The sequence below is a fragment of the Ignavibacteriota bacterium genome (assembly GCA_013285405.1).
Classification (GTDB): domain Bacteria; phylum Bacteroidota; class Ignavibacteria; order Ignavibacteriales; family Ignavibacteriaceae; genus IGN2.
Genome location: CP053446.1, coordinates 277,912 through 298,663, shown reverse-complemented (window position 1 = coordinate 298,663; position 20,752 = coordinate 277,912). Strand labels below are relative to the sequence as shown.

At 34.4% G+C, this 20,752-nt stretch carries 23 protein-coding genes; 17 read left to right on the top strand and 6 right to left on the bottom strand.

All coding sequences use genetic code 11. The annotated features are described in order from the left end of the window. Positions 1–15 precede the first annotated feature (15 nt). The 5 genes from HND39_01330 (at position 16) to HND39_01310 (ending at position 3,867) form a co-directional block, all read left to right on the top strand. Positions 16–249, top strand: a complete 234-nt coding sequence (locus HND39_01330; GenBank protein QKJ95013.1) for a hypothetical protein — start codon at positions 16–18, stop codon at positions 247–249. Continuing rightward, complete coding sequence (locus HND39_01325; protein QKJ95012.1) at positions 236–652, top strand: DUF2335 domain-containing protein; 417 nt, start codon at positions 236–238, stop codon at positions 650–652. Before HND39_01330 ends, HND39_01325 begins: the two co-directional genes overlap by 14 nt. Positions 653–747: 95 nt before the next feature. Beyond that, positions 748–2,112: a pyridoxal-phosphate dependent enzyme gene (locus HND39_01320; protein QKJ95011.1), complete on the top strand. Its 1,365-nt coding sequence runs from the start codon at positions 748–750 to the stop codon at positions 2,110–2,112. Between the two features lie 145 nt (positions 2,113–2,257). Further along, complete coding sequence (locus HND39_01315; GenBank protein QKJ95010.1) at positions 2,258–2,644, top strand: four helix bundle protein; 387 nt, start codon at positions 2,258–2,260, stop codon at positions 2,642–2,644. Between the two features lie 86 nt (positions 2,645–2,730). Beyond that, the gene (locus HND39_01310; GenBank protein QKJ95009.1) at positions 2,731–3,867 is read left to right on the top strand and encodes a PLP-dependent transferase; all 1,137 of its coding nucleotides are present in this window, start codon (positions 2,731–2,733) and stop codon (positions 3,865–3,867) included. Positions 3,868–3,946: 79 nt separating this feature from the next. Here HND39_01310 and HND39_01305 read toward each other — a convergent pair whose 3' ends face one another. Both HND39_01305 and HND39_01300 read right to left on the bottom strand, forming a co-directional pair. Continuing rightward, positions 3,947–4,345, bottom strand: coding sequence for a DUF86 domain-containing protein (locus HND39_01305; protein ID QKJ95008.1), 399 nt, complete (start codon positions 4,343–4,345; stop codon positions 3,947–3,949). Between the two features lie 3 nt (positions 4,346–4,348). Then, positions 4,349–4,771 (bottom strand): nucleotidyltransferase domain-containing protein, encoded by a 423-nt coding sequence (locus HND39_01300; GenBank protein QKJ95007.1) that lies wholly within the window; start codon positions 4,769–4,771, stop codon positions 4,349–4,351. Between the two features lie 111 nt (positions 4,772–4,882). On the opposite strand from HND39_01300, the gene HND39_01295 reads away from it, so the two are divergent. After that, positions 4,883–4,957 carry a hypothetical protein gene (locus tag HND39_01295; protein QKJ97837.1) on the top strand — a complete coding sequence of 25 codons (75 nt, stop codon included), beginning with the start codon at positions 4,883–4,885 and terminating at the stop codon, positions 4,955–4,957. A gap of 1 nt (position 4,958) precedes the next feature. Here the strand turns inward: HND39_01295 and HND39_01290 are convergent, their stop codons facing one another. Continuing rightward, positions 4,959–5,759, bottom strand: a complete 801-nt coding sequence (locus HND39_01290) for a class I SAM-dependent methyltransferase (GenBank protein ID QKJ95006.1) — start codon at positions 5,757–5,759, stop codon at positions 4,959–4,961. Positions 5,760–5,998: 239 nt separating this feature from the next. Beyond that, positions 5,999–7,672 (bottom strand): molybdopterin-dependent oxidoreductase, encoded by a 1,674-nt coding sequence (locus tag HND39_01285; protein QKJ95005.1) that lies wholly within the window; start codon positions 7,670–7,672, stop codon positions 5,999–6,001. Positions 7,673–8,010: 338 nt separating this feature from the next. Between HND39_01285 and HND39_01280 the strand changes: the two genes are divergently transcribed. The 11 genes from HND39_01280 (at position 8,011) to rpmA (ending at position 19,146) form a co-directional block, all read left to right on the top strand. Further along, the gene (locus HND39_01280; protein ID QKJ95004.1) at positions 8,011–8,889 is read left to right on the top strand and encodes a hypothetical protein; all 879 of its coding nucleotides are present in this window, start codon (positions 8,011–8,013) and stop codon (positions 8,887–8,889) included. Between the two features lie 98 nt (positions 8,890–8,987). Next, complete coding sequence (locus HND39_01275; GenBank protein ID QKJ95003.1) at positions 8,988–11,447, top strand: TonB-dependent receptor; 2,460 nt, start codon at positions 8,988–8,990, stop codon at positions 11,445–11,447. A 53-nt stretch (positions 11,448–11,500) separates the two neighbouring features. Continuing rightward, positions 11,501–12,391 carry a hypothetical protein gene (locus HND39_01270; GenBank protein QKJ95002.1) on the top strand — a complete coding sequence of 297 codons (891 nt, stop codon included), beginning with the start codon at positions 11,501–11,503 and terminating at the stop codon, positions 12,389–12,391. Then, a complete protein-coding gene (locus HND39_01265) occupies positions 12,392–13,573 on the top strand; it encodes an exodeoxyribonuclease VII large subunit (protein ID QKJ95001.1) in 1,182 nt (393 codons plus the stop codon). A gap of 6 nt (positions 13,574–13,579) precedes the next feature. Continuing rightward, positions 13,580–13,807: an exodeoxyribonuclease VII small subunit gene (gene xseB, locus HND39_01260; protein QKJ95000.1), complete on the top strand. Its 228-nt coding sequence runs from the start codon at positions 13,580–13,582 to the stop codon at positions 13,805–13,807. Positions 13,808–13,838: 31 nt separating this feature from the next. Further along, positions 13,839–15,758, top strand: a complete 1,920-nt coding sequence (locus HND39_01255) for a 1-deoxy-D-xylulose-5-phosphate synthase (GenBank protein QKJ94999.1) — start codon at positions 13,839–13,841, stop codon at positions 15,756–15,758. After that, complete coding sequence (locus HND39_01250; protein ID QKJ94998.1) at positions 15,759–16,766, top strand: Gfo/Idh/MocA family oxidoreductase; 1,008 nt, start codon at positions 15,759–15,761, stop codon at positions 16,764–16,766. A gap of 1 nt (position 16,767) precedes the next feature. Further along, entirely contained in the window at positions 16,768–17,457 is a 690-nt protein-coding gene (locus tag HND39_01245) for a response regulator transcription factor (GenBank protein QKJ94997.1), read from the top strand. A 25-nt stretch (positions 17,458–17,482) separates the two neighbouring features. Then, positions 17,483–18,475, top strand: a complete 993-nt coding sequence (locus HND39_01240) for a two-component sensor histidine kinase (GenBank protein ID QKJ97836.1) — start codon at positions 17,483–17,485, stop codon at positions 18,473–18,475. Positions 18,476–18,569: 94 nt separating this feature from the next. Further along, positions 18,570–18,878 carry a 50S ribosomal protein L21 gene (gene rplU, locus HND39_01235; protein QKJ94996.1) on the top strand — a complete coding sequence of 103 codons (309 nt, stop codon included), beginning with the start codon at positions 18,570–18,572 and terminating at the stop codon, positions 18,876–18,878. A gap of 13 nt (positions 18,879–18,891) precedes the next feature. Continuing rightward, positions 18,892–19,146 carry a 50S ribosomal protein L27 gene (gene rpmA, locus HND39_01230; GenBank protein QKJ94995.1) on the top strand — a complete coding sequence of 85 codons (255 nt, stop codon included), beginning with the start codon at positions 18,892–18,894 and terminating at the stop codon, positions 19,144–19,146. A 76-nt stretch (positions 19,147–19,222) separates the two neighbouring features. Here rpmA and mdh read toward each other — a convergent pair whose 3' ends face one another. Together mdh and HND39_01220 are read right to left on the bottom strand one after the other, a co-directional pair. Further along, on the bottom strand, positions 19,223–20,188 hold the full coding sequence (mdh, locus tag HND39_01225; GenBank protein ID QKJ94994.1) for a malate dehydrogenase: 966 nt from the start codon (positions 20,186–20,188) through the stop codon (positions 19,223–19,225). Between the two features lie 110 nt (positions 20,189–20,298). Further along, entirely contained in the window at positions 20,299–20,730 is a 432-nt protein-coding gene (locus HND39_01220) for an ATP-binding protein (GenBank protein ID QKJ94993.1), read from the bottom strand. Between the last annotated feature and the right edge of the window lie 22 nt (positions 20,731–20,752).

Here is a 20,752-nt window from a genome sequence, read left to right as displayed (position 1 = left end):
TTTAAAGTTAATTATATGGGAGACACATTCTTTTTATTCTCACGACCATCCTTTATTGAAGGAATTGCTCGAATTTTAGATTTAGGTAGTACACTTAATGAATATAACTATTCAGAAAGTGAAGAAGAGGCAGATGCACGAGCTCTCGCTTCTGATTGGAAGGCTATTGGAAATGATATTAAAGTAGCTATTGATCAGTTGGAACTGCAATTTCCTGAAGAGAAGGAACCACAATTTGACTTCAAATAAACCAGAAAAGTTTAAGCAGGAGGTTATACAATCTGTAAAAGCTGAACTATATGCTGGTCCCTTGCCCCATCCCGATATTCTTGAAAAATTTGAAAAAGTTGTGCCTGGTTCAGCAGATAGAATTATTAAACAAGCTGAAAGGCAAACTGAACACAGGATTAGCATTGAAAGTAAAGTTATTCAGTCTGACATAACTAATTCAAGAATAGGATTAATTTTTGGATTTATTCTGGGATTAGTTGGAGTTCTGGGAGGTATTTACTTAACCATCAATGGATTTAGTGTCTTTGGTCCGCTGCTTAGTGGGGGCACTTTAGTAGCTTTGGTTTCTGTGTTTATTTATGGAACAGCAACGAGAAGAACAGAAAGGTTGGAGAGGAGAAGAAAACAAATTACCAATTAGTTTAATTTTCCCCTTCCGATATATATTCTTTCATCATTCCACTCAAATCATTATCATTGGACAATTTTTTATAAAAAGAAAGTAAATATTATTAAGTGGAATACAAAAACAACATGCTCGAACAGATAGGCAACACGCCGCTTATAAAGCTAAATCGGATAAACAAAGGATTAAAGCCGCAGATATTTGCAAAGCTGGAGTCTGCTAATCCGGGTGGAAGCGTAAAAGATCGCATTGGATTTTCAATGATAGAAGATGCCGAGAGAAAAGGTGTATTAAAATCCAGCGGAACAATTATCGAAGCTACAAGTGGAAATACCGGAATTGGTCTTGCAATTTCCGCAGCAGTAAAAGGATACAGATGTATTTTTGTTGTTACATCAAAAGTGAGCGCGGAAAAAATAAATTATCTCAAAGCATTTGGCGCTGAAGTTATTGTCGTCTCAAATCTTGTTGATCCTGATGATCCTGAATATTATGTGAATGTTGCAAGAAGACTTTCCACTGAAATTCCGAATTCATTTTTTGCTTACCAATATTCAAATCCTTCAAATCCTGAAATTCATTACAAGACAACCGGACCGGAAATCTGGCGACAGACAGATGGAAAGATAACTCATTTTGTTTCGAGCATTGGAACAGGAGGAACAATAAGTGGAACCGGAAGATTCCTGAAAGAAAAAAATCCAAACATCCAGGTGATTGGTGCTGATCCGCTTGGTTCAATATTTAAACATTACAAAGAAACCGGAGAAGTAATTAAAGGGACTCCGTATCTTGTTGAAGGAATTGGTCAGGATTGTTTACCGGAAAATGTTCACTTCCAGTATATTGATAAAATAATTAACGTAAGTGATAAGGAATCTTTTGCTGCAGCCAGAAGACTTACAAAGGAAGAAGGAATTTTTTGCGGAGGAAGTACGGGAACAATTGTTAATGTTGCACTTGATATTTCCAAAAAATTATCAAAAGATGATGTAGTTGTATTCATTGTTTGTGATACGGGTGAAAGATATTTATCCAAAGTACATAATGAAGACTGGTTGAAGTTAAACAGGATGCTCGATACTGAAATAAAAACTCTTCGCGATATTTCAGATAGGAAAAAATCTTTTGGAATTGAGGAAATTATATCTGTAAAAGAAGATGATAAAGTAAAAGACGTGCTTGAGTTAATAACTAAAACAGGGTACTCACAAATTCCTGTTTTAAAAGGCAAACAGTCGATTGGAGCAATTCGGGAAAGTCGTTTACTTTCAAAGTTGGTAGATAATCCTCAGCTTTATAATAATCTTATCAAAGATGTGATGGAAGAAAGTTTACCAATTCTCGACGCAATAACTGAAATTGAAGAAGTTAAAAAATGTATAAAAAACAACTCAGCTATACTTGTCTCCGACTTTGGTCTGATAACAGATATAATCACGAGATATGATCTAATTAATTTAGATAGCAAATAGTAGAGTCATTGCGATCCGGAAACTGCCGGAGAAGGAATCTGTTGAATATCGAATATTGAACAGGGAAAGTAGAAGAATAAATTTTCTTAAATATCGAATGACGAATAATGAATTTCGAATATCGAATTAAAATACAGACGGATCAATGAGCACAAACAATAAAAAATATGATCTTGAAGACAGATTAATCGAATTTGCTGTGTTAGTAATAACTATTGCAGAGAATTTAAAAAATACCAGAGCTGGTAATCATATTGCTGGACAAATAGTACGATCCGGAACTTCGCCCGCTCTAAATTATGGTGAAGCACAAAGTGCTGAATCGTTAAGTGATTTTATTCATAAATTTAAAATTCTTTTAAAAGAATTAAGAGAAACAAGAGTTGCTTTAAAAATAACAAAGCGTGTTCCTTTGATAATTGATATTGAGCCGGTTGATAAAGGATTAATTGAATGTAATGAACTCATATCTATATTTGTTAAAAGTATTGATACAGCTAAAAAAAATAAAATAAAGACAAAGGATAATTAAAAACAAAAGTTCGAGATTCGATATTCGAAGTTCGATATTCATTATTCCATTTACAAAATATTAAATAATAACCTGAAAGAATAAAAATGGGCTTTTCAACAGATGCAATTCACGCAGGACAAATTCCTGATCCAACAACCGGTGCAGTAATTACGCCACTGTACCTTACTTCAACTTATGTACAGGAAGAACTTGGTAAAAATAAAGGTTATGAGTATGGTCGAACTCACAATCTCACCAGACAGGCATTAGAAAAAAATATTGCTACTCTCGAAAAAGGAAAATATGGAATTGCATTTTCATCTGGACTTGCAGCAACTCACTCATTGATGAGTTTATTGAAAGCAGGAGATCATGTTATTGTTTCGAACAATGTTTATGGTGGAACGTACAGATTGTTCGAACAAAATCTTACTGCATTTGGTTTACAATACTCGTGGGTTGATACAAGTGAGTTAAAAAATATTGAAAGTGCAATTAATAAAAATACAAAAATGATTTTCGTTGAAACTCCTACAAATCCTATGTTGATTTTAACTGATTTGAAAGCAGTTTCGGATATTGCAAAGAAAAATAATCTGATAACTGTTTGCGATAATACTTTTATGAGTCCGTATTTTCAGAACCCGATAGAGTGGGGAATTGATATCGTGCTTCACAGCACAACAAAATATATTAACGGACATAGCGATGCTATCGGCGGAATACTAGTAATGAATAATGATAAATATCACGAACGTCTTCGATACATTCAAAACGCAGCCGGAGCGATACCATCTCCTTTTGATTGCTGGCTTGTTCTTCGTGCAACAAAAACTCTTGCAGTACGAATGAAACAGCACGAAGAAAATGCAAAAGCTTTTGCTAAGTTTTTATTTGAATCTGGATTAGCAAAAAAAGTTATTTATCCCGGATTGAAAGATCATCCTCAACATCCACTTGCAAAAAAGCAGATGCGTGGATTTGGCGGAATGGTTTCTGCTGATTTCGGTACACTTGAAAAAGCTAAAAAAGTTTTGAACGGAGTAAAAGTTTTTGCTCTTGCTGAAAGTCTCGGTGGAGTTGAAAGTTTAATTTGTCATCCTGCTTCAATGACACACGCTTCAGTTCCGAAAGCTGAAAGAGAAAAGTATGATTTTACAGATGCTTTGGTTCGTTTCTCTGTTGGTATTGAAGATGTAGAAGACTTAATAGATGACGTTGAAAATGCACTAAATAAATAGAAGATGTAGAAGACGCTCCTGCCTGCAGGCAAGTTTGATAAGAGATGTTGATTGGGCAGTTATTAAGTAAGACTAGATACTAAAGTGCTGACTTAATGGATTGAATAAAATTTCGTACATCATTTATATGATCAAGATTCGCAAATAGTTTGTTCACTTCTATTATACCATATTCGTGAATTAATAAATTTCTAAGACCTATCATACTTTTTATCTTTTCACCCAAATCTTTATTTAAATAATCATTGGAAACTAATAATGATATGCATTCCGAATAATTTTTAGGAGTGCCTAAATTTTTATTTGCTACTATGCTGCAGGAAATATCAATAATAATTTGTATTGATTCGAAAAGTCCGTATCGGAGTCCCCACTCATCAATTTTGTTGGAAATAATATCATCGAGTGAATAACTATTTCTGAACTGTTCCAGGGTTTTTAAATTTTCTTCAAGTCTTGTCAATTTATCAATATTCATTTTTTAAAAATCGGCGAATTTGTTATTAGAAATACGTTCATTCAATTTTCTGGTAAAAAGATCAATTACAGGTTTAAAGTCAAGATATTTTAGGAATACATTTTTTTTGTATTGAACCAATAATTGTTCATCAATTGAAAAAAGTAATATTCCATCAGCAACTACTGAGTAGGCGAGTTTAGGATTTATTTCGTACAAGTTCTTTAAGCTGACTAAATCAATCTCGTGTTCCGTAATATCTTCAAGCTCATTAACCAGTATTCCGATTTCAAAGATTGTTGGCTCAGCATTAAAATATATCCCAATATCCAGATCACTTCCAAACCTTATTTTATTTTTTGCATATGAACCAAACAAATAAGCGAATGAAATATTTTTATTTCTGATTAATAATTCTGCAATTTTTTCTTTATTTACTTTAATCATTACAATAGCAATTAAATATTTAGTTACAATTAAAATTAATAAATATATAGTTTTAATACACTAACTCAATTTACTCTCATTAAGTAAGAAAAGTATGGTTTTACAGATGCTTTGGTTCGTTTCTCTGTTGGAATTGAAGATGTTGTAGATCTAATTACTGATGTTGAACAAGCGTTGAAAAAATAATTTATTTCTTTCTGACAATCCAAACATCCTGCGGAATATAATTTCCTTCGGGTGATCTTGTCGAGTGTTCAAGTATTTCAACTTCAGAAAAAAGTTTTCGCATAAATTCAGGTGGCTGATATGCAGCAAATGTTCTGTGTCCTTCCTTAACATTTCCTCTGATAACAAGTTTTCCCGATTCAAAAATTTTCAATTCATCAGCCGATAATTTTGGCTTGCAATTATCTCCGTGTGTAGTCAGAAAAATTATTCCATTAGTTTTGCATACTCTTTTTAATTCATTCAGCCAAGCGTAGTGCATTTCTTCTGATAAATGTGTGAAGACAGATGTTGCATAAATAATATCAAAGAAGTTGTTTGGAAATTTGAGGGGTGGTTCAAGATTGTTTTTTGAAAAATCAATTCCGGAAATATTTTTTTCACACCACCCAATCGTTTCGTGATTGTAATCTGATCCATAAATTTCACAAGTGTTGTCCAGCAATTTTGGAAGATGACGAATAATTCTTGCCGGACCACAGCCCCATTCAAGTAGCCTAATATTTTTTAAGCTGATATAATTTTCAAAATAGCTGATAAGCCATTTTGCTGTGTCAAGACTGTCATTGAAATAATTTTCATAGTTCATCTGAAAAGATTCATAAATCATATAATCAGGTGGAAGAACCACATCCGGATTTTTTTCTTTAAATATCCTGTTAATGGATCGGTTTCTATATTTCTGATAATAGAAATTCATCCGATCACTGTAATGCATTAGTTTTAGTTTTCTGAGCAGTGCTGTTATTCTTGTTTTATACATTTCAAAAAGAAAGGAAAACCGTTTGACTGAAATTTGTTATCTTAAAGTTTATTAGCAAAGCGTGAGTTAAATAGTTTTATATTTTATTTTATCCGTCTGCTTTGTGAATAAGTCATTGAGACTTCTGAATTATTATTAATGTGTCACTCTTTTCAATTTAAAACAAGATATTTCACTCCTGCCTTACCGGCAGGCAGGTCGTTCAATATGACAAACTAAAACTTTTCAGGAGTCTCTTATTATGTATTGGCAAGCAGATCAAAATATTCATCATCTTCATTTTTACCACCAAAGCCTTTTCCCAAAGTTTTATGTGTTTCCACAAACTCAATCCGTTCAATCCATTTTACCATTTTGTATCCTAATTGATTTTCAATTCTTAATCGGAGTGGAGCTCCATAAACTTCAGGTAGTGGTTCATAATTCATTTCCCATGCTAACAATGCACCGGGCTTCAGACAATTATCCAGTGTGTGAGTATCATAATAAACTCCACCAAATAATCCTTCTCCGAATGAATAAAACGCAACTGTTTTAACTGATGGATGTGGCTTTACCAATTCCACAAGCGTTTTAATAGATAGCCCTCTCCATTGTGCAATTCCTGACCAGCCCTGAATGCAGTGATGCATCGTTATGGTTTGATCCTCTGCAAGTTTTTTCATGTCATCTAATGATAATTCGACCGGGTTTTCTACCAAACCTCCAACTTTTAGTTTATAATCTTTAAAATTATTTACTGCAAGTTTTTTCCATTTATCAGAAGTGGGCAATTTACCATTTGGCCAAAAGTAATTAGTTATATCTTTTTTTTCAAAATGTTGGACAGGCTTTAAACGATTAATAGTAGCCTCCCATAATTTTTCGTTGACAAGAGAACCATTCTTTTGAACCCAACGCGGTTTGTTCCATGATACCCAATGAGCATACACACAAAATCCTGCTGTAAAACCAATGATAATTAATCCGATATAAAGTCCTGTAGGATCTGATACGTTGTCTGTTCCCAGTGTGATATGATTCATATTTCTAACCAAACCGGTTGCTGCTACCATACTAACATGAATAATTGTAAAAATCACATAACTAAACATTACCAGAAAATGCACTGATCTGGCACCCTGACGATTGATGAATAATTTTGGCAGCCAGTGAAATCGATTTTCTATTGCAGGTGACATACACATACCACTCAGCATAGCGGTCGGAGCTAGAATAAATATTACACCAAAGTAAGAAATTTTTTGTAGTGCGTTATAATAATAAAATCCATTTGGTTCTATTGGCATATGAAACGTAGCATAATGTACAAACACACTCCATGCATCTGGAATAATTTGCCATGATGTTGGCACTACTCTTTGCCATTGATCACTTGCAAATAATAATAATATTACGAATATCACTCCGTTCAATACAAAAAACGGAACATGAATAAAATGCCATCCGCGGGCAATGCCTACTGTGTGTCGATATCCGGGCAAACCAATGAGTGGACTTATATAACGAGCATCATCTTTTGCTGTCCACAATCTATCAGTAGGTACTTTTACAGGTGTAAATTTTATCCACTCACTTCCCGGTACACATCCATTGTTAAAATATAGTCGGGGATGATCCATTAAAATTGATAATCCGCTTCTTACCAGAATTACAATAAAGAAAAAATTTACCCAATGACAAAGTATTATCCAGATTGGAAAACCTGTGGGACCTGTTTCAGGAATTGAAAGTAATTTTACAGAAGGATCTGCGGGCAAACCATTAAATAAATATTGTAACCATGCAACTCCGACCGTTGCTAAAAACAAAATACCAGCAATTAAAAAAACATGAGGTTTCGGACCTATGAATAACCGTCTGTCTGGTGGATAAAGGACGGCTTTTTCTTTGTCATCAAAATGAGTGAACATATTACTAATCGATTTATTATGATGAGTTAATAAAATGCTGTTTAAAACATACAGCTAACGATTTTCGCGCCTGGCGCAGTGGAAGATTTTTAATGATCAAGACAACCCGAAGAACGAACATTTAAATATACAACAAAAGTTTATGCGAATCATAGTCATTGTGATTGGGTATAATCCGTTCAATTCACATTGAACAAATTTGTTCATACAATTAGTATCATTAATATTTTATCCTGAAATGAAGTCACACTAGATTTATTTATGTATGATAAAAAGGTATTAAACTGACATTCGATTTTTATAAATTTGAGAGAAGTAACTTTTTATTTATATAAAGAATGAAATTCACCCGAACAATATTTCTGATTTTAATACTTGCTTGTTCAAATATATCATTTGGTCAAACAGATTCAATTGAGGTTTATCTGATAGATGCTTATTGCACGCGGGAGTTACCATACACCTTTAAACTTTCCTTTTATACAAGCGAAGTGTGCAAATCAAAAGTTGTTTTAGAAGAAAAATATGAATACACAGTGTCAGCAAATTATGTAGATCTGCATAAAGCTGAAATTATTATAAATGATCTTGCATTCATTGATACCGTAGTAAATTTTGTTATAATAACAGAAACTAAATTGGGGTCAATAGATACAAGTGAAGTATTTGATTTTGATATACCGTTTGAACCAAAAATTAAAGAAGGCTCTGATCTTCTTACGATCTGTTTATTCGGTTCGTCGATGTTGCTGATTCCATATCCCAGCTTTGTAGCAGTATCACAGCAAAATTATTTTAGTTTGACAAAAGAAATTCCAATTATATCATTTCGTTCTAAAAGTTTAAACTATCCATCAGGTTTTATTTCTATCGAGTACAGTTATATTTTTAATTTGGAAGACCCGGGGTATCTTCGTGCAGGTTATAAAAAAATTTTCGAAGTTCCGGGTTTAGAATTTGTATCACCCGGGATAACTCTCTACTCAAACTTTGATACTAATCAGGGTATCAGTCCTGAATTTTCAGTCGGTCTCTTTACAATATTTGATACATTCACCACATACATTCGCTGCAGAAGCAATTTTACTTTTCACACAAACGGTACAAGTTTCCAGGAAATTTATATCGGGGTTTTATTCCGGGCTTTTCTCGTTTTATATCAATTGAGTTATTACCTTTTCAGCTACTTATTTACCACCCGATTTTGTTATAGTTAAATAATTTTAGAATTGTTAATTAAGACTTGTTGAAAATTATTTCTTTCATATTGCTTCTGATTTTTCTTTCCTCAATTTCTTTTGCGCAGAATGGAAAATTGAAAGGGAAAATCTCCGATGGTTCATCAGCATTGCCATTCGTTAATATAATTATTCTTGATACTCATACCGGAACTGCAAGCAAGCTGGATGGGACTTATGAGATTATCGGAATTCCGTTGGGCAGATACGAGGTTAAATTCAGTCTGATTGGATATGAGTCAAAAACCATTGATGTAAATATTGAAGCAGATAAGACAACTGAATTAAATGTTGAGCTTGAGCCAATCGCAATTGAGCTGCAGAATGTGGAAGTCATTGATGTAAAAAGCCAGGATCAAAGAGATACAAGAACAAGCCTGATTGATCTTAATCCGAGAGACGCAAAAATTCTTGCCGGTGCTGTTGAAGATGTTTTCAGAACGCTTCAATCATTACCCGGAGTACTTGCACCAAATGATTTTTCTTCTCAACTGATTGTAAGAGGAAGCGGACCTGATCAGAATTTAATAATTCTTGATGACGTTGAAGTATTCAATCCCTACAGACTTTATGGTGTCGTGAGTATGTTCAATCCTGATGCAGTCGAAAATGTTGATTTAATTTCGGGAGGATTCCCTGCAAAATATGGTGACAGATTATCTGCCGTGCTGGATGTAACGAACCGCGAAGGAACTACTTCTAAGAGTTTAAGTGGTAATGTAAATATCTCCATTGTCGATGCAAATATAGTTTTAGAAGGAAAGAATCCGTTTAACTTAAGAGGAAGCTGGCTGTTCAATTCAAGAAGAACTTATTATGATTTGATTATGGAACCATTCGTCAAGAATGCAGGACTTGTAGATGAGAATACAAGCTTCCCGAGTTTTTATGATTTACAGGGCAAAATTGTAATTGGTCCGTACGATGGACACAAATTTTTATTCAATGGTATTTTATCAAGAGATGCAGTAGATGTTGTCAGTGCTGAAGAAAGAACAACTCCCGACAGCGTTGGAGTTTATAATATTACCAACAATGATTTAATATCCAGCGCATGGCATTATGCACCGAACCGAAATACCTTAAACAAATTAATTGTCTCTTATTACAGAAATAATGGTACAACAGATTTCGATTCTCAGATACTGGATCCTTCATTAAATCGTGGAGCTTTTGAAAACACAATTCCTGATACATTAGCTCCGTATCTTTTACGATTTTCGTTCGGTGGTGATTTTTTTTATGAAAAATATTCTGTTGATGATAAATTTACTTACATACTTAATGATCACATAATCGAATCAGGATTTGGTGCTGACTTTATGAAGACTACAATAGATTTTACTTTTGATCTCGATGAAGAACTTGAAGCGGTCTTTAATTCTAATCCGCAGTTCAGAGCTGCACTTGATGACATTAAAGATGTTAAATACTATAATCGTTACAGAGCTTATGTTCAGGATAATATTAAGCTCAATGAGCAACTCACATTTCAGCCAAGTCTAAGATTAGATTATTATAATATTCTGGAAAAAGCATATTTAGCACCGAGAATATCTATGTCCTATGCATTTGATGAATTAACAACACTTCGAGCTGTATGGGGGTTATATTACCAATCACCTGGTTATGAAAAGTTTTTTGACCAGGGAACTCTCTACGATCTTTCAGACCGATATACATCAACACTTGTAGCTGAAAGAGCCGTTCATTACGTGCTCGGGATTGAAAGATGGCTGAGCGGTGAATGGAGTACAAGGGTCGAAGGTTATTATAAAGATTTTGATAATCTTTACCGACCTCAAAAACTTCAGGGTGATAGATTTTATACTGAACCGATTCCCGGAAAAGATCCAAGATATTCTTCCGGCTGGACTTTACCAGCAACTTTCAGCGGTGATTCATTAACTCAGATTCCAGTTAATTCTGCTTTTGGTGAAGCGTATGGATTTGAATTTTTTCTCTCAAAGAAAAATACTTTTTATGAAAGCAGATTTTCAGGCTGGGTTTCGTATGCATTGGCATTTGCAAACAGATATGAAGATGAAATTAAATATCCATTCAATTTTGATCAGAGACATACTGTTAATGTAGTTTTAAATTATCAGATTAACAGTTGGCTTGAGCTTGGAGTAAGATGGCAATTTGGATCTGGATTTCCGATTAGTCAACCAGCAGGTGTAAAACCAAGAATTATTTTAACTGATCAGGATCTGGATGGGATACCGGAAACCCCCGTTATTGCAACAAGAAATATTAATCCTGACGGCGATAATCCTGTAATATTTGATGTTGATTTTGCAGACAAAAAACTTAATTCACGCAAACCTGAATATCACAGGTTGGATTTGCGCATAAATGCTTTTGCAGATTGGTGGGATCTTGACTGGGTTATTTATCTGGATGTCATTAATGTTTATAATCATTCTAATGTTGTGGGTTATGATTACTTTGTTAATGATGATCTTACACTCGGCAGAGAAACAACAACAATGTTACCGATTATTCCTACACTCGGTTTCAGTGTGAGGTTTTAATACTTATTTTTCAGTTAGAAAAAATTCAAAATAATTCTCACAGTTCATCATCAATGAAAAAATCCATCTTACTTTGGCTGATTGCTTTTGCACTTACAGTTATTACTGCGGTGTTTCAAAGAGTGACGGGTCCAACTTATCCAATCAGTGGTGAAACAAAAATCGGTAACCAAATTATTGATTATAAGCTTGACAGAACTCACGGTGGAGAAGGTGATCATCAAATTGATATTACAGTCGGAGAAAACAATGTTACTGGATTTCTGGTGTGGAAGCGATACAAAACAAACGATGATTGGACAAATGTTGAACTGCTCAGACAAGATGAAAAATTAATTGCATTCCTTCCTCATCAACCTCCGGCGGGGAAATTAATTTATCATATTATTTTGCAGAAAGATGATCTTATAAAAAAACTTCCTGAAGATGGAGAAGTGATCATCAGATTCAAAGGAGATGTTCCCCTAGAATTCTTGATTCCTCACATCATATTTATTTTCGGTGCAATGCTGCTCTCCACCCGAACAGGACTTCAATATTTTTCTACCAAACACGAATACCTGCCAACCGGACAGGCAGGCACTCCTGGTGAAAATGAGAGTAAAAAGTTTAAATCATTAACTATACTCACTTTTATTTTTGTAATAATTGGTGGATTTATTTTTGGTCCAATCGTTCAGAAATATGCATTCGGTGAGTTCTGGACGGGATTTCCATTTGGTCACGATTTAACAGACAACAAAATTTTACTTGGCTTTATCGGCTGGCTGCTCGCTCTGATTTCTATTTATAAATTTAAACACCCTAAACGATGGATTTTATTTGCTTCGATATTGATGTTTATCATATTTTTAATACCACATAGTCTTCTTGGTTCAGAACTTAATTATAATGAGCTTGATACAGGAACAAACATTCAAAATAAAAATATCACATTAGAATAATTGGCAAACCAAATTCAAATATTAACCGTATCAGAATTAACTAAAGAAATTCGCAGAACTCTTGAAGAAAATTTTGAACAACTTTCAGTGATAGGTGAAATCTCAAACTTCAAATCGCATGTTTCTGGTCATTGGTATTTTAGTTTAAAAGACTCAGACGCAGTGATCAATTGCACGATGTGGAAAGGACTTAATCAATATGTTTTTTTCACTCCTCAGGACGGAATGAAAATTATTGTCAACGGAAAGTTGACTGTCTATCCTCCTCGCGGAAATTATCAACTTGATATACGTTCTATGAAACCGGCTGGGCTTGGAGAATTGCAGGAAGCCTTCGAGAAATTAAAAAAGAAACTTGATGCTGAAGGACTCTTCGATGAAAAATTTAAAAAACCCATTCCTGTTTTTCCTTCAAAAATAGGAATTGTTACTGCTATTGATAGTGCAGCATTCAAAGATTTGGTAAGTGTTGCTGAAAGAAGATTTCCGATTGTTGAAATTGTGATTTCGCCAACACGAGTTCAGGGAAGCGGTGCTGCTGAATCAATAGTCAAAAGCATAAAACAACTGAACAAAATATCTGATATCGATGTAATTATCGTTGCACGCGGCGGCGGTTCAATTGAAGATTTATGGGCATTCAATGAAGAGATTGTTGCCAGGGCAATTTTTAAATCTAAAATACCGATTATATCAGGAATTGGTCACGAAATTGATTTTACAATAGCCGATTATGTAGCTGATCTTCGTGCGCCGACACCTTCTGTCGCGATGGAGTTGGCAACTCCTGATGAATCCGAGATCAATAACTTTATCACTGATTTTTTATTGAGAACTTCACATAATATTGAACAGTATATTGAAGATAAAAAATTTGAAGTCTCTGCTTTAACAGGATCGTATGGATTCAGACTTCCAATGGATTTGCTCACACATAAAATGCAGCAGGTTGATTCAAGTATTTCAAAAATATATCTTAATATTCTCAAGCACTCCATGATTTATAACAACAAAATATCCTTGCTTTCAAAATCGCTTGAATCATACGATGTTCAAAGGGTTTTGAAGAGGGGCTTTGTTTTAGTAAAGCAGAACTCTAAATTTGTTACAAGAGCTTCCGTTTTTAATAAAGAAAATAATGCTCATTTAAAATTTTTTGATGGGGAAATAACTACCCGTTAATTTGATATGTCAAAGAAAAAATTAAAAAGTAATTTTGAACAGGATCTTTTAAGGCTTGAGGAAATAAGCCATATTCTTGAAGAAGACAATGTTGAACTGGAAGAAGCAATTTCTCTTTTCGAAGAAGGAGTGAAACTTTCAAAATCCTGTTTAAAAACTTTAAAAGATGCTGAACTGAAAATAACTGAATTGAAAAGTGAACTTGGAAAAATTACTGATGTTGAAGAAGACTAATCAGGTACAATAGAGAGGATTATTTTATTAAATGATTGATGAACAAAAATATCCCATTCTTTCAAAAGTAAATTACCCATCCGATATTCGTCAATTATCTTTATCTCATTTGAAGCAGTTATGCACTGACATTCGTGAGTATATGGTTGATACCATTTCAGAAATTGGTGGACACTTTGGAGGAGGACTCGGAGCTGTTGAACTAACCGTTGCGATTCACAAAGTATTTAATACTCCTCATGATCTTGTTGTTTGGGATACTGGTCATCAGGCGTATCCACACAAAATTCTTACCGGAAGAAAAGAAGCTCTGAACAGAATTCGTCAACTGGGAGGCATCAGCGGATTTCTCAAACGTTCCGAAAGTGAATACGATGCTTTTGGTGCCGGGCATGCCTCAACTTCTATCTCTGCTGCACTTGGTATGGCTGCAGCAAAAAGTCATACAAAAGTTGATAAAAAAGTTGTTGCAGTTATTGGTGATGGTGCAATGACTGGTGGTATGGCTTACGAAGCTATGAATAATTCGGGCGTTTTAAAAACTGATTTAATTGTTGTCTTAAATGATAATAACATGTCAATTGCTCCAAACGTTTGGCAGATCTCAAATTATTTTACTGAGATGATATCTCATCCTGACTACAATAAATTCAAAGGACAAATTTGGGATCTTACCGGTAAACTGGATCAGTTTGGTGATAGAATGAGGAGAGTAGCTGTAAGACTTGAACAAGGTATCAAAGCAGTTATTACTCCCGGGATGCTTTTTGAAGCATTAGGCTTCAGATATTTTGGACCTGTTAATGGTCATAATTTGCATCAAACTATAAAAATATTTGAGCAAGTAAAAGATCTTAAAGGACCAATTTTAATCCATGCGTTAACACAAAAAGGGAAAGGATATAAACCCGCTGAAAACCATACGCAAAGATTACATGCTTCAACACCATTTGATAAAATAACAGGTCAGGCACATAAAAAATCCAATGAAGCAATAGCTTATACAAAAATTTTCGGAAACTCGCTTGTCGAAATAATAGAAAAAAATCCGAAAGTTGTTGGAATTACTGCTGCTATGCCTGATGGGACAGGGCTTGATATCCTTAAAGAAAAAATTCCTCAGAATTATTATGATGTTGGAATTGCAGAAGAACATGCAGTTACATTTGCTGCCGGACTTGCAACTCAGGGAATCATTCCTGTTGTGGCAATTTATTCTACATTTTTACAACGTGCAATCGATCAAATTGTTCACGATGTTGCTTTGCAAAAATTGCATGTTGTATTTGTACTTGACAGAGCCGGATTGGTTGGTGCTGATGGTCCAACTCATCACGGGACTTTTGACCTTGCTTATTTAAGAATCATTCCCGGTATGGTGATAATGGCTCCGAAAGATGAAGCTGAGTTGCGGAACATGATTTTTACAGCAATAGAACACTGCCGGGGTCCTGTTGCAGTCAGATATCCAAGAGGTTCTGCACTTGGTGTCAAACTCGGACCTGGTTTTAGTAAGATAGAAATTGGTAAAGCAGAAAAAATATTAGATGGTGATGATATTGCAATTCTTGCCGTTGGATCAATGGTTGATTATGCTGAAAAAGCAATTCCCTTACTAAAGGAACAGGGTTATAATGCTGAGTTATTTAATATGCGGTTTATTAAACCTTTAGATGAACAATTGCTGGAACAGATTGCGGCAAAGCATGAAAAAATTGTAACAATTGAAGAAAATAATCTGCCCGGTGGATTCGGATCAGCAGTGATCGAATTTTTTGCCGACAGAAATTATAAAAATGATATACTCAGAATCGGGATTCCTGATAATTTCATTGATCATGGTACTCAAGCCGAACTTCATAAGCAGATATCTATCGATCCCGCCGGAATAGTCTCACAAATTTCAGCATTTCTTAAAAAAAATAAATCAACCGAAAAGGTTGCCTATTAAATGGATAAAACCAGAATTGCAATTATTGGACTTGGAAGCGTTGCGCAGCTTGTTCATCTGCCAAACCTGATTAAAATTAAGAATTCTGATGTTACAGCAGTAGCTGAAATTAATAAGAACCGCCTCCATTCTGTTGCAGATAAATATGATATAAAGAAACGATTCAGCAATTATTCTGAAATGATTAAAAGTGATGAGATTGATGCCGTGATAATTTCAACACCAACTCATTTACACAAACAAATTGCGATTGATTGTCTTGATTCCGGCAAGGACGTACTTGTAGAAAAACCGTTAGCACGCAATAGTGATGAAGGAACCGAAATTATTGAATGTGCAAAAAAGAATAACCGGAAATTAATGGTTGGAATGAATTTGCGTTACAGACCGGATTGCATGCTTATCAGAAGTCTTATTGATGCTGGTGAGATAGGAGAACCGTTTTATATCAGATGCGGTTGGGTGAGAAAACAAAGCAGTTCCGAGAAGTGGTTTAGTAAAAGAGAAGAAGCCGGCGGCGGAGTAATACTTGATCTCGGCGTAAACCTTATTGATTTAGCTTTATGGCTCGCAGATTACCCAAGGACAATTTCAGTTTCCACAAAAAATTTCTATCACAGATCAGGAAAACTTGAAGATACATCCATTAGCTTTATCCGCTGCGAGAAAAACATTACAATTACGATTGAAGCAAGCTGGAGTCTTACTCATGAAAAAAATGTTTTTTATGCAAATGTTTATGGAACGAAAGGCAGTGTTGGTGCTAATCCTTTTAAAATGATAAAAGTTTATGATGGTGAACATATAGATATTGGATCATCTTTTAACAACTCACCAACTGAAGCATTTAAAAAATCTTATCTTAATGAACTTAAAAGTTTTATCGGAGCCGTCCGTGGTCTTAATCCTGTGTTCTCTTCCGGTGAAGAAGCATTGCAGATGCTGAAGATTGCAGAAGCCATGTATCATTCCGCAGAAAAAGATATGGAAATAAAGTTGACATTTTGATATGAGCAAAATCTTACTTGTTGATGACGAACCGGATATACTTGAATTTCTGAAATACAATCTTGAACAGGAAGATTTTGAAGTATTGACCAGCACCAATGGAAAAGATGCACTGAAAAAAATCCTGCTGAAACCGGATTTAATAATTCTTGATATCATGATGCCTGAGATGGATGGTTTTGAACTTTACCAGCAAATAAAATCCGATAAAAACTTCCGGTATATTCCGATTATTTTCCTTACAGCAAAATCAGGAGAGACAAATGAAATAAAAGGACTGGATCTTGGTGCAAGTGACTATATTCAAAAACCAATCTCGCCCAAAAAATTAATAGCACGTATCAAATCAAATCTGAGGAAATCTGCCGTTGTTAATAAGAAAGAAAAATCAATTACAGAATTGAACGTTGGACCATTGATAATTGATACGGACCAATTCATGGTGAAGATTAATAATAAAAAGAAATATTTTCCCCGGAAGGAATTTCAGTTATTGTACTTTCTTGCCAGCAATCCCGGCAAAGTGATGAACAGAGACACGCTATTGAAAGAAATATGGGGTAATGATGTTTTTGTCGTCGATCGAACTATTGATGTTCATATCAGAAAAATCAGGGAAAAACTTGGTAAACACTCAGAAATAATCGAGACAATCAAAGGTGTTGGATACAGATTCAAACTCGAGCAATAAATTTCTATCATATCTCTCATCCTCACTGGTTTACTACAGAGAATTTTTATTCTTTAATATTTTTTTCATTCTAATATTTTTAATTCTGAACAGTGAATTTTCCACATTGCTTCTTTTTATAATTTCAATAATCATTCTTGACATTGCAATTCTCTATTTTATCGGCAAACGCAGGAATAAAGAACTCGATGAAATAAAATCAATTATAAATAATATCAGGAAGAATAAATATCAGAGTGAAGAAGAAATTCAACTTGGTTCAAATCTGCTTTCACTGCAAAAAGTAATCAAGAAAATGTTCAAGAAAGAAAAAAATGATATTGAAAACTTACAGCGTTTGCAGAAAATGAGATCTCAGTTCCTGGCAAATGTTTCTCACGAATTAAGAACACCGATTTTCGCAATTCAGGGTTATCTTGAATCTTTACTGAACGGTGCAATACACGATAAAAATGTAAATATGCACTTTCTGGAAAAGGCTAATCAGAATACGATTTCACTCAGTAATTTATTAAATGATCTGATCGATATCTCGATGATTGAATCCGGCGAAATGAGAATGAGTTTCAGATATTTTAAAATAAATGAAATAATAAACCAGGTATTTCAGGAATATAAACTGATAGCCGAAACAAAAGATTTATCATTGATATTCAATCCTGCAAATGATGAACTGGAAGTTTTTGGAGATAAAGAAAAACTTAGACAGGTTTTTACGAATTTGATTCTTAATGCAATCAAGTACACCGAAAAAGGAAAAGTTGAAGTGCTGGTTGAAGAAGATTCAAAACACGCAAAAGTAATTGTGAAAGATACAGGAATTGGAATTCCTGAAAGTCATTTGGATAGAATTTTTGAAAGGTTTTTCCGGATTGACAAAGCCCGCTCCCGTGCAGAAGGAGGAACCGGACTTGGGCTGGCAATTGTCAAACATATCATTGAAGCACATAATTCAAAAGTTTATGTAACAAGTACAGTCGGGAAAGGAAGCGAGTTCTCATTTTATCTAAAAAAATGAATTATTCAGGTAATTAGTTTAACTCAGGGATTGACATAGAAGCCATCTTTACATAGATTTGTGCCTCAAAAATTTTAAAGATTAAAGGCTTATAATGTTTGCAATTGTAAATATTCTGGGTGACCAGATAAAGGTTCTTGAAAACAATAAATATTATGTTCCAAGATTAAAAGAGAAGGTTGATTCAGAAGTAACGTTTAACTCTGTTCTTATGGTCGGAGACTCTAAAAATGTCAAAATAGGAACTCCTGAAGTCAAAGGTGCAAAAGTAACTGCAAAAGTTCTTGAACATATTAAAGATGATAAAGTTATCGTTTTCAAGAAAAAAATCAGAAAAAGTTATAAGAAAAAAGCTGGACACAGACAGCAATACACAAAAATCGAGATATTAAAGATTTCTTAAAGGAGTTTAAGTTATGGCACATAAAAAAGGACAAGGTTCAACAAGAAACGGAAGAGACAGTAATCCGCAATATCTTGGAGTTAAAAGATTTGGTGGTGAAAAAGTACTCGCCGGAAATATTCTTGTAAGACAGCGAGGAACGAAATTTCATCCCGGTGTAAACGTAAAGAAGGGCAATGATGATACTTTATTTGCAGTTGCAGATGGTGTGGTTAAGTTTGAAGTTAAAAGAGGCAATAGAAAATTTGTCAGCGTTTACGCTTCGTAAATTATTTTTAGTTGATTAAAAAACCCTCCATCGTGGAGGGTTTTTTGTTTTAAATTTATTCGGTTTTTGAATAAAATTAAAATCCTAATCTTTCCATATCAGCAACCAAACCTTTAACAGCATTAACTGAATTATCAAGCAATGCTTTTTCAACTGAGTTGAGATCAAATTCAATAATTTTTTCAACACCGTTTGAACCTAGCACAGCAGGAACACCAACATAAAATCCATTTACTCCAAACTCTCCATTGAGATATGCACAAACAGGAAGTACACGCTTTTCATCATAAATGATTGATTCAGCCATTGCAATTGAAGCAGAAGCTGGTGAGTAAAATGCTGAACCTGTTTTAAGAAGTTTAACTACTTCACCGCCGGCCATTTTAGTTCGCTCAACCATTGCGTTCATAACTTCAGAAGCTTTTGCTTTGTCTTTATATTTCTTTTCAAGTAATTCCATAACAGGAATTCCATTTACGTTTGCATAACGAATAATAGGTACCATTGTATCACCATGACCGCCAAGCACCATAGCATTTACATCTTTAACAGAAACTCCAAGTTCCCATGAAATAAAAGTAGAAAATCTTGAGGAATCCAGAACGCCAGCCTGTCCAATAACTTTTGTAGCAGGAAACCCGGTCGTCTTTTTATATAATGTAACCATAGCATCGAGAGGATTGGAGATTATAATTGAAATAGAATTTGGAGCATGTTTTTTTACATTCTCTGCGACACTCTTGATAATTTTAGCATTAGTAACCAGCAGATCATCTCTGCTCATACCGGGCTTTCTCGGTAGTCCTGCTGTAACAATAACAATATCTGAACTATCGATATCTTTATAATCATTAGTTCCGCTAAGTGAAATATCAAAACCATCTATTCTGGAAGCTTCAACAATATCAAGCGTTTTTCCTTGCGGCATATCCTCAACTATATCGAATAAAACAACATCACCAATTTGTCGTAAAGCAATTAATTGAGCAATTACGCCACCAATCTGTCCTCCTCCGATAACTGAAATTTTTTTTCTGCCCATTTTTAACTCCCTGGTTTAATTAAGTTATTATTAACGACAGTTAAAATAAATAAAATATTTAAGAGGTGATAACTGAAAAATAAGTAAGAAGACTTTTTGCGGGTGGTGGGCTATAAATTCAGAATCAGGATTGTTTCCATACCAGTAGGTGTTATGTTGTATTTGACATCGCTCATATAAACTTTCATTAAAAACACACCTCGTCCGGAATCTTTCAATAAATTTTCCGGTTCAGTAGGATTTGGTAAAGCTGCCGGATCAAAACCTTTTCCTTCGTCTTTAATTTTTACGATAAGTTTTTGTGGGTGTTTCCCTTGATGAGTATCTTCAATGTGAGCGTGAATTGTTACAAGTTTTTTAATGTCACATTTATTTGCGTGAATGATTGCATTTGTTGTTGCTTCAGTAACAGCGAGTAATAGAACCGAAAGCTGCTCATCAGATAAACCCAGATCTTTTGCAAAATAATTGACAAATTCCTCAACCGTGATCAGGTTGTTTGGATCGCTTTCTATTTCGAGTTGATAAAATGGTTCGGGCAAAACTAGAAATTATCTTTTAGTG

Excerpts from the sequence above, each read along its gene's own strand:
- HND39_01310 (QKJ95009.1), top strand. The coding sequence starts at position 2,731 with ATGGGCTTTTCAACAGATGCAATTCACGCAGGACAAATTCCTGATCCA.
- HND39_01330 (QKJ95013.1), top strand. The coding sequence starts at position 16 with ATGGGAGACACATTCTTTTTATTCTCACGACCATCCTTTATTGAAGGA.
- HND39_01285 (QKJ95005.1), bottom strand. The coding sequence starts at position 7,672 with ATGTTCACTCATTTTGATGACAAAGAAAAAGCCGTCCTTTATCCACCA.
- HND39_01250 (QKJ94998.1), top strand. The coding sequence starts at position 15,759 with ATGGATAAAACCAGAATTGCAATTATTGGACTTGGAAGCGTTGCGCAG.
- rpmA (QKJ94995.1), top strand. The coding sequence starts at position 18,892 with ATGGCACATAAAAAAGGACAAGGTTCAACAAGAAACGGAAGAGACAGT.
- rplU (QKJ94996.1), top strand. The coding sequence starts at position 18,570 with ATGTTTGCAATTGTAAATATTCTGGGTGACCAGATAAAGGTTCTTGAA.
- HND39_01305 (QKJ95008.1), bottom strand. The coding sequence starts at position 4,345 with ATGAATATTGATAAATTGACAAGACTTGAAGAAAATTTAAAAACCCTG.
- HND39_01245 (QKJ94997.1), top strand. The coding sequence starts at position 16,768 with ATGAGCAAAATCTTACTTGTTGATGACGAACCGGATATACTTGAATTT.
- HND39_01300 (QKJ95007.1), bottom strand. The coding sequence starts at position 4,771 with ATGATTAAAGTAAATAAAGAAAAAATTGCAGAATTATTAATCAGAAAT.
- xseB (QKJ95000.1), top strand. The coding sequence starts at position 13,580 with ATGTCAAAGAAAAAATTAAAAAGTAATTTTGAACAGGATCTTTTAAGG.
- HND39_01290 (QKJ95006.1), bottom strand. The coding sequence starts at position 5,759 with ATGTATAAAACAAGAATAACAGCACTGCTCAGAAAACTAAAACTAATG.
- HND39_01315 (QKJ95010.1), top strand. The coding sequence starts at position 2,258 with ATGAGCACAAACAATAAAAAATATGATCTTGAAGACAGATTAATCGAA.
- HND39_01255 (QKJ94999.1), top strand. The coding sequence starts at position 13,839 with ATGATTGATGAACAAAAATATCCCATTCTTTCAAAAGTAAATTACCCA.
- HND39_01280 (QKJ95004.1), top strand. The coding sequence starts at position 8,011 with ATGAAATTCACCCGAACAATATTTCTGATTTTAATACTTGCTTGTTCA.
- HND39_01270 (QKJ95002.1), top strand. The coding sequence starts at position 11,501 with ATGAAAAAATCCATCTTACTTTGGCTGATTGCTTTTGCACTTACAGTT.
- mdh (QKJ94994.1), bottom strand. The coding sequence starts at position 20,188 with ATGGGCAGAAAAAAAATTTCAGTTATCGGAGGAGGACAGATTGGTGGC.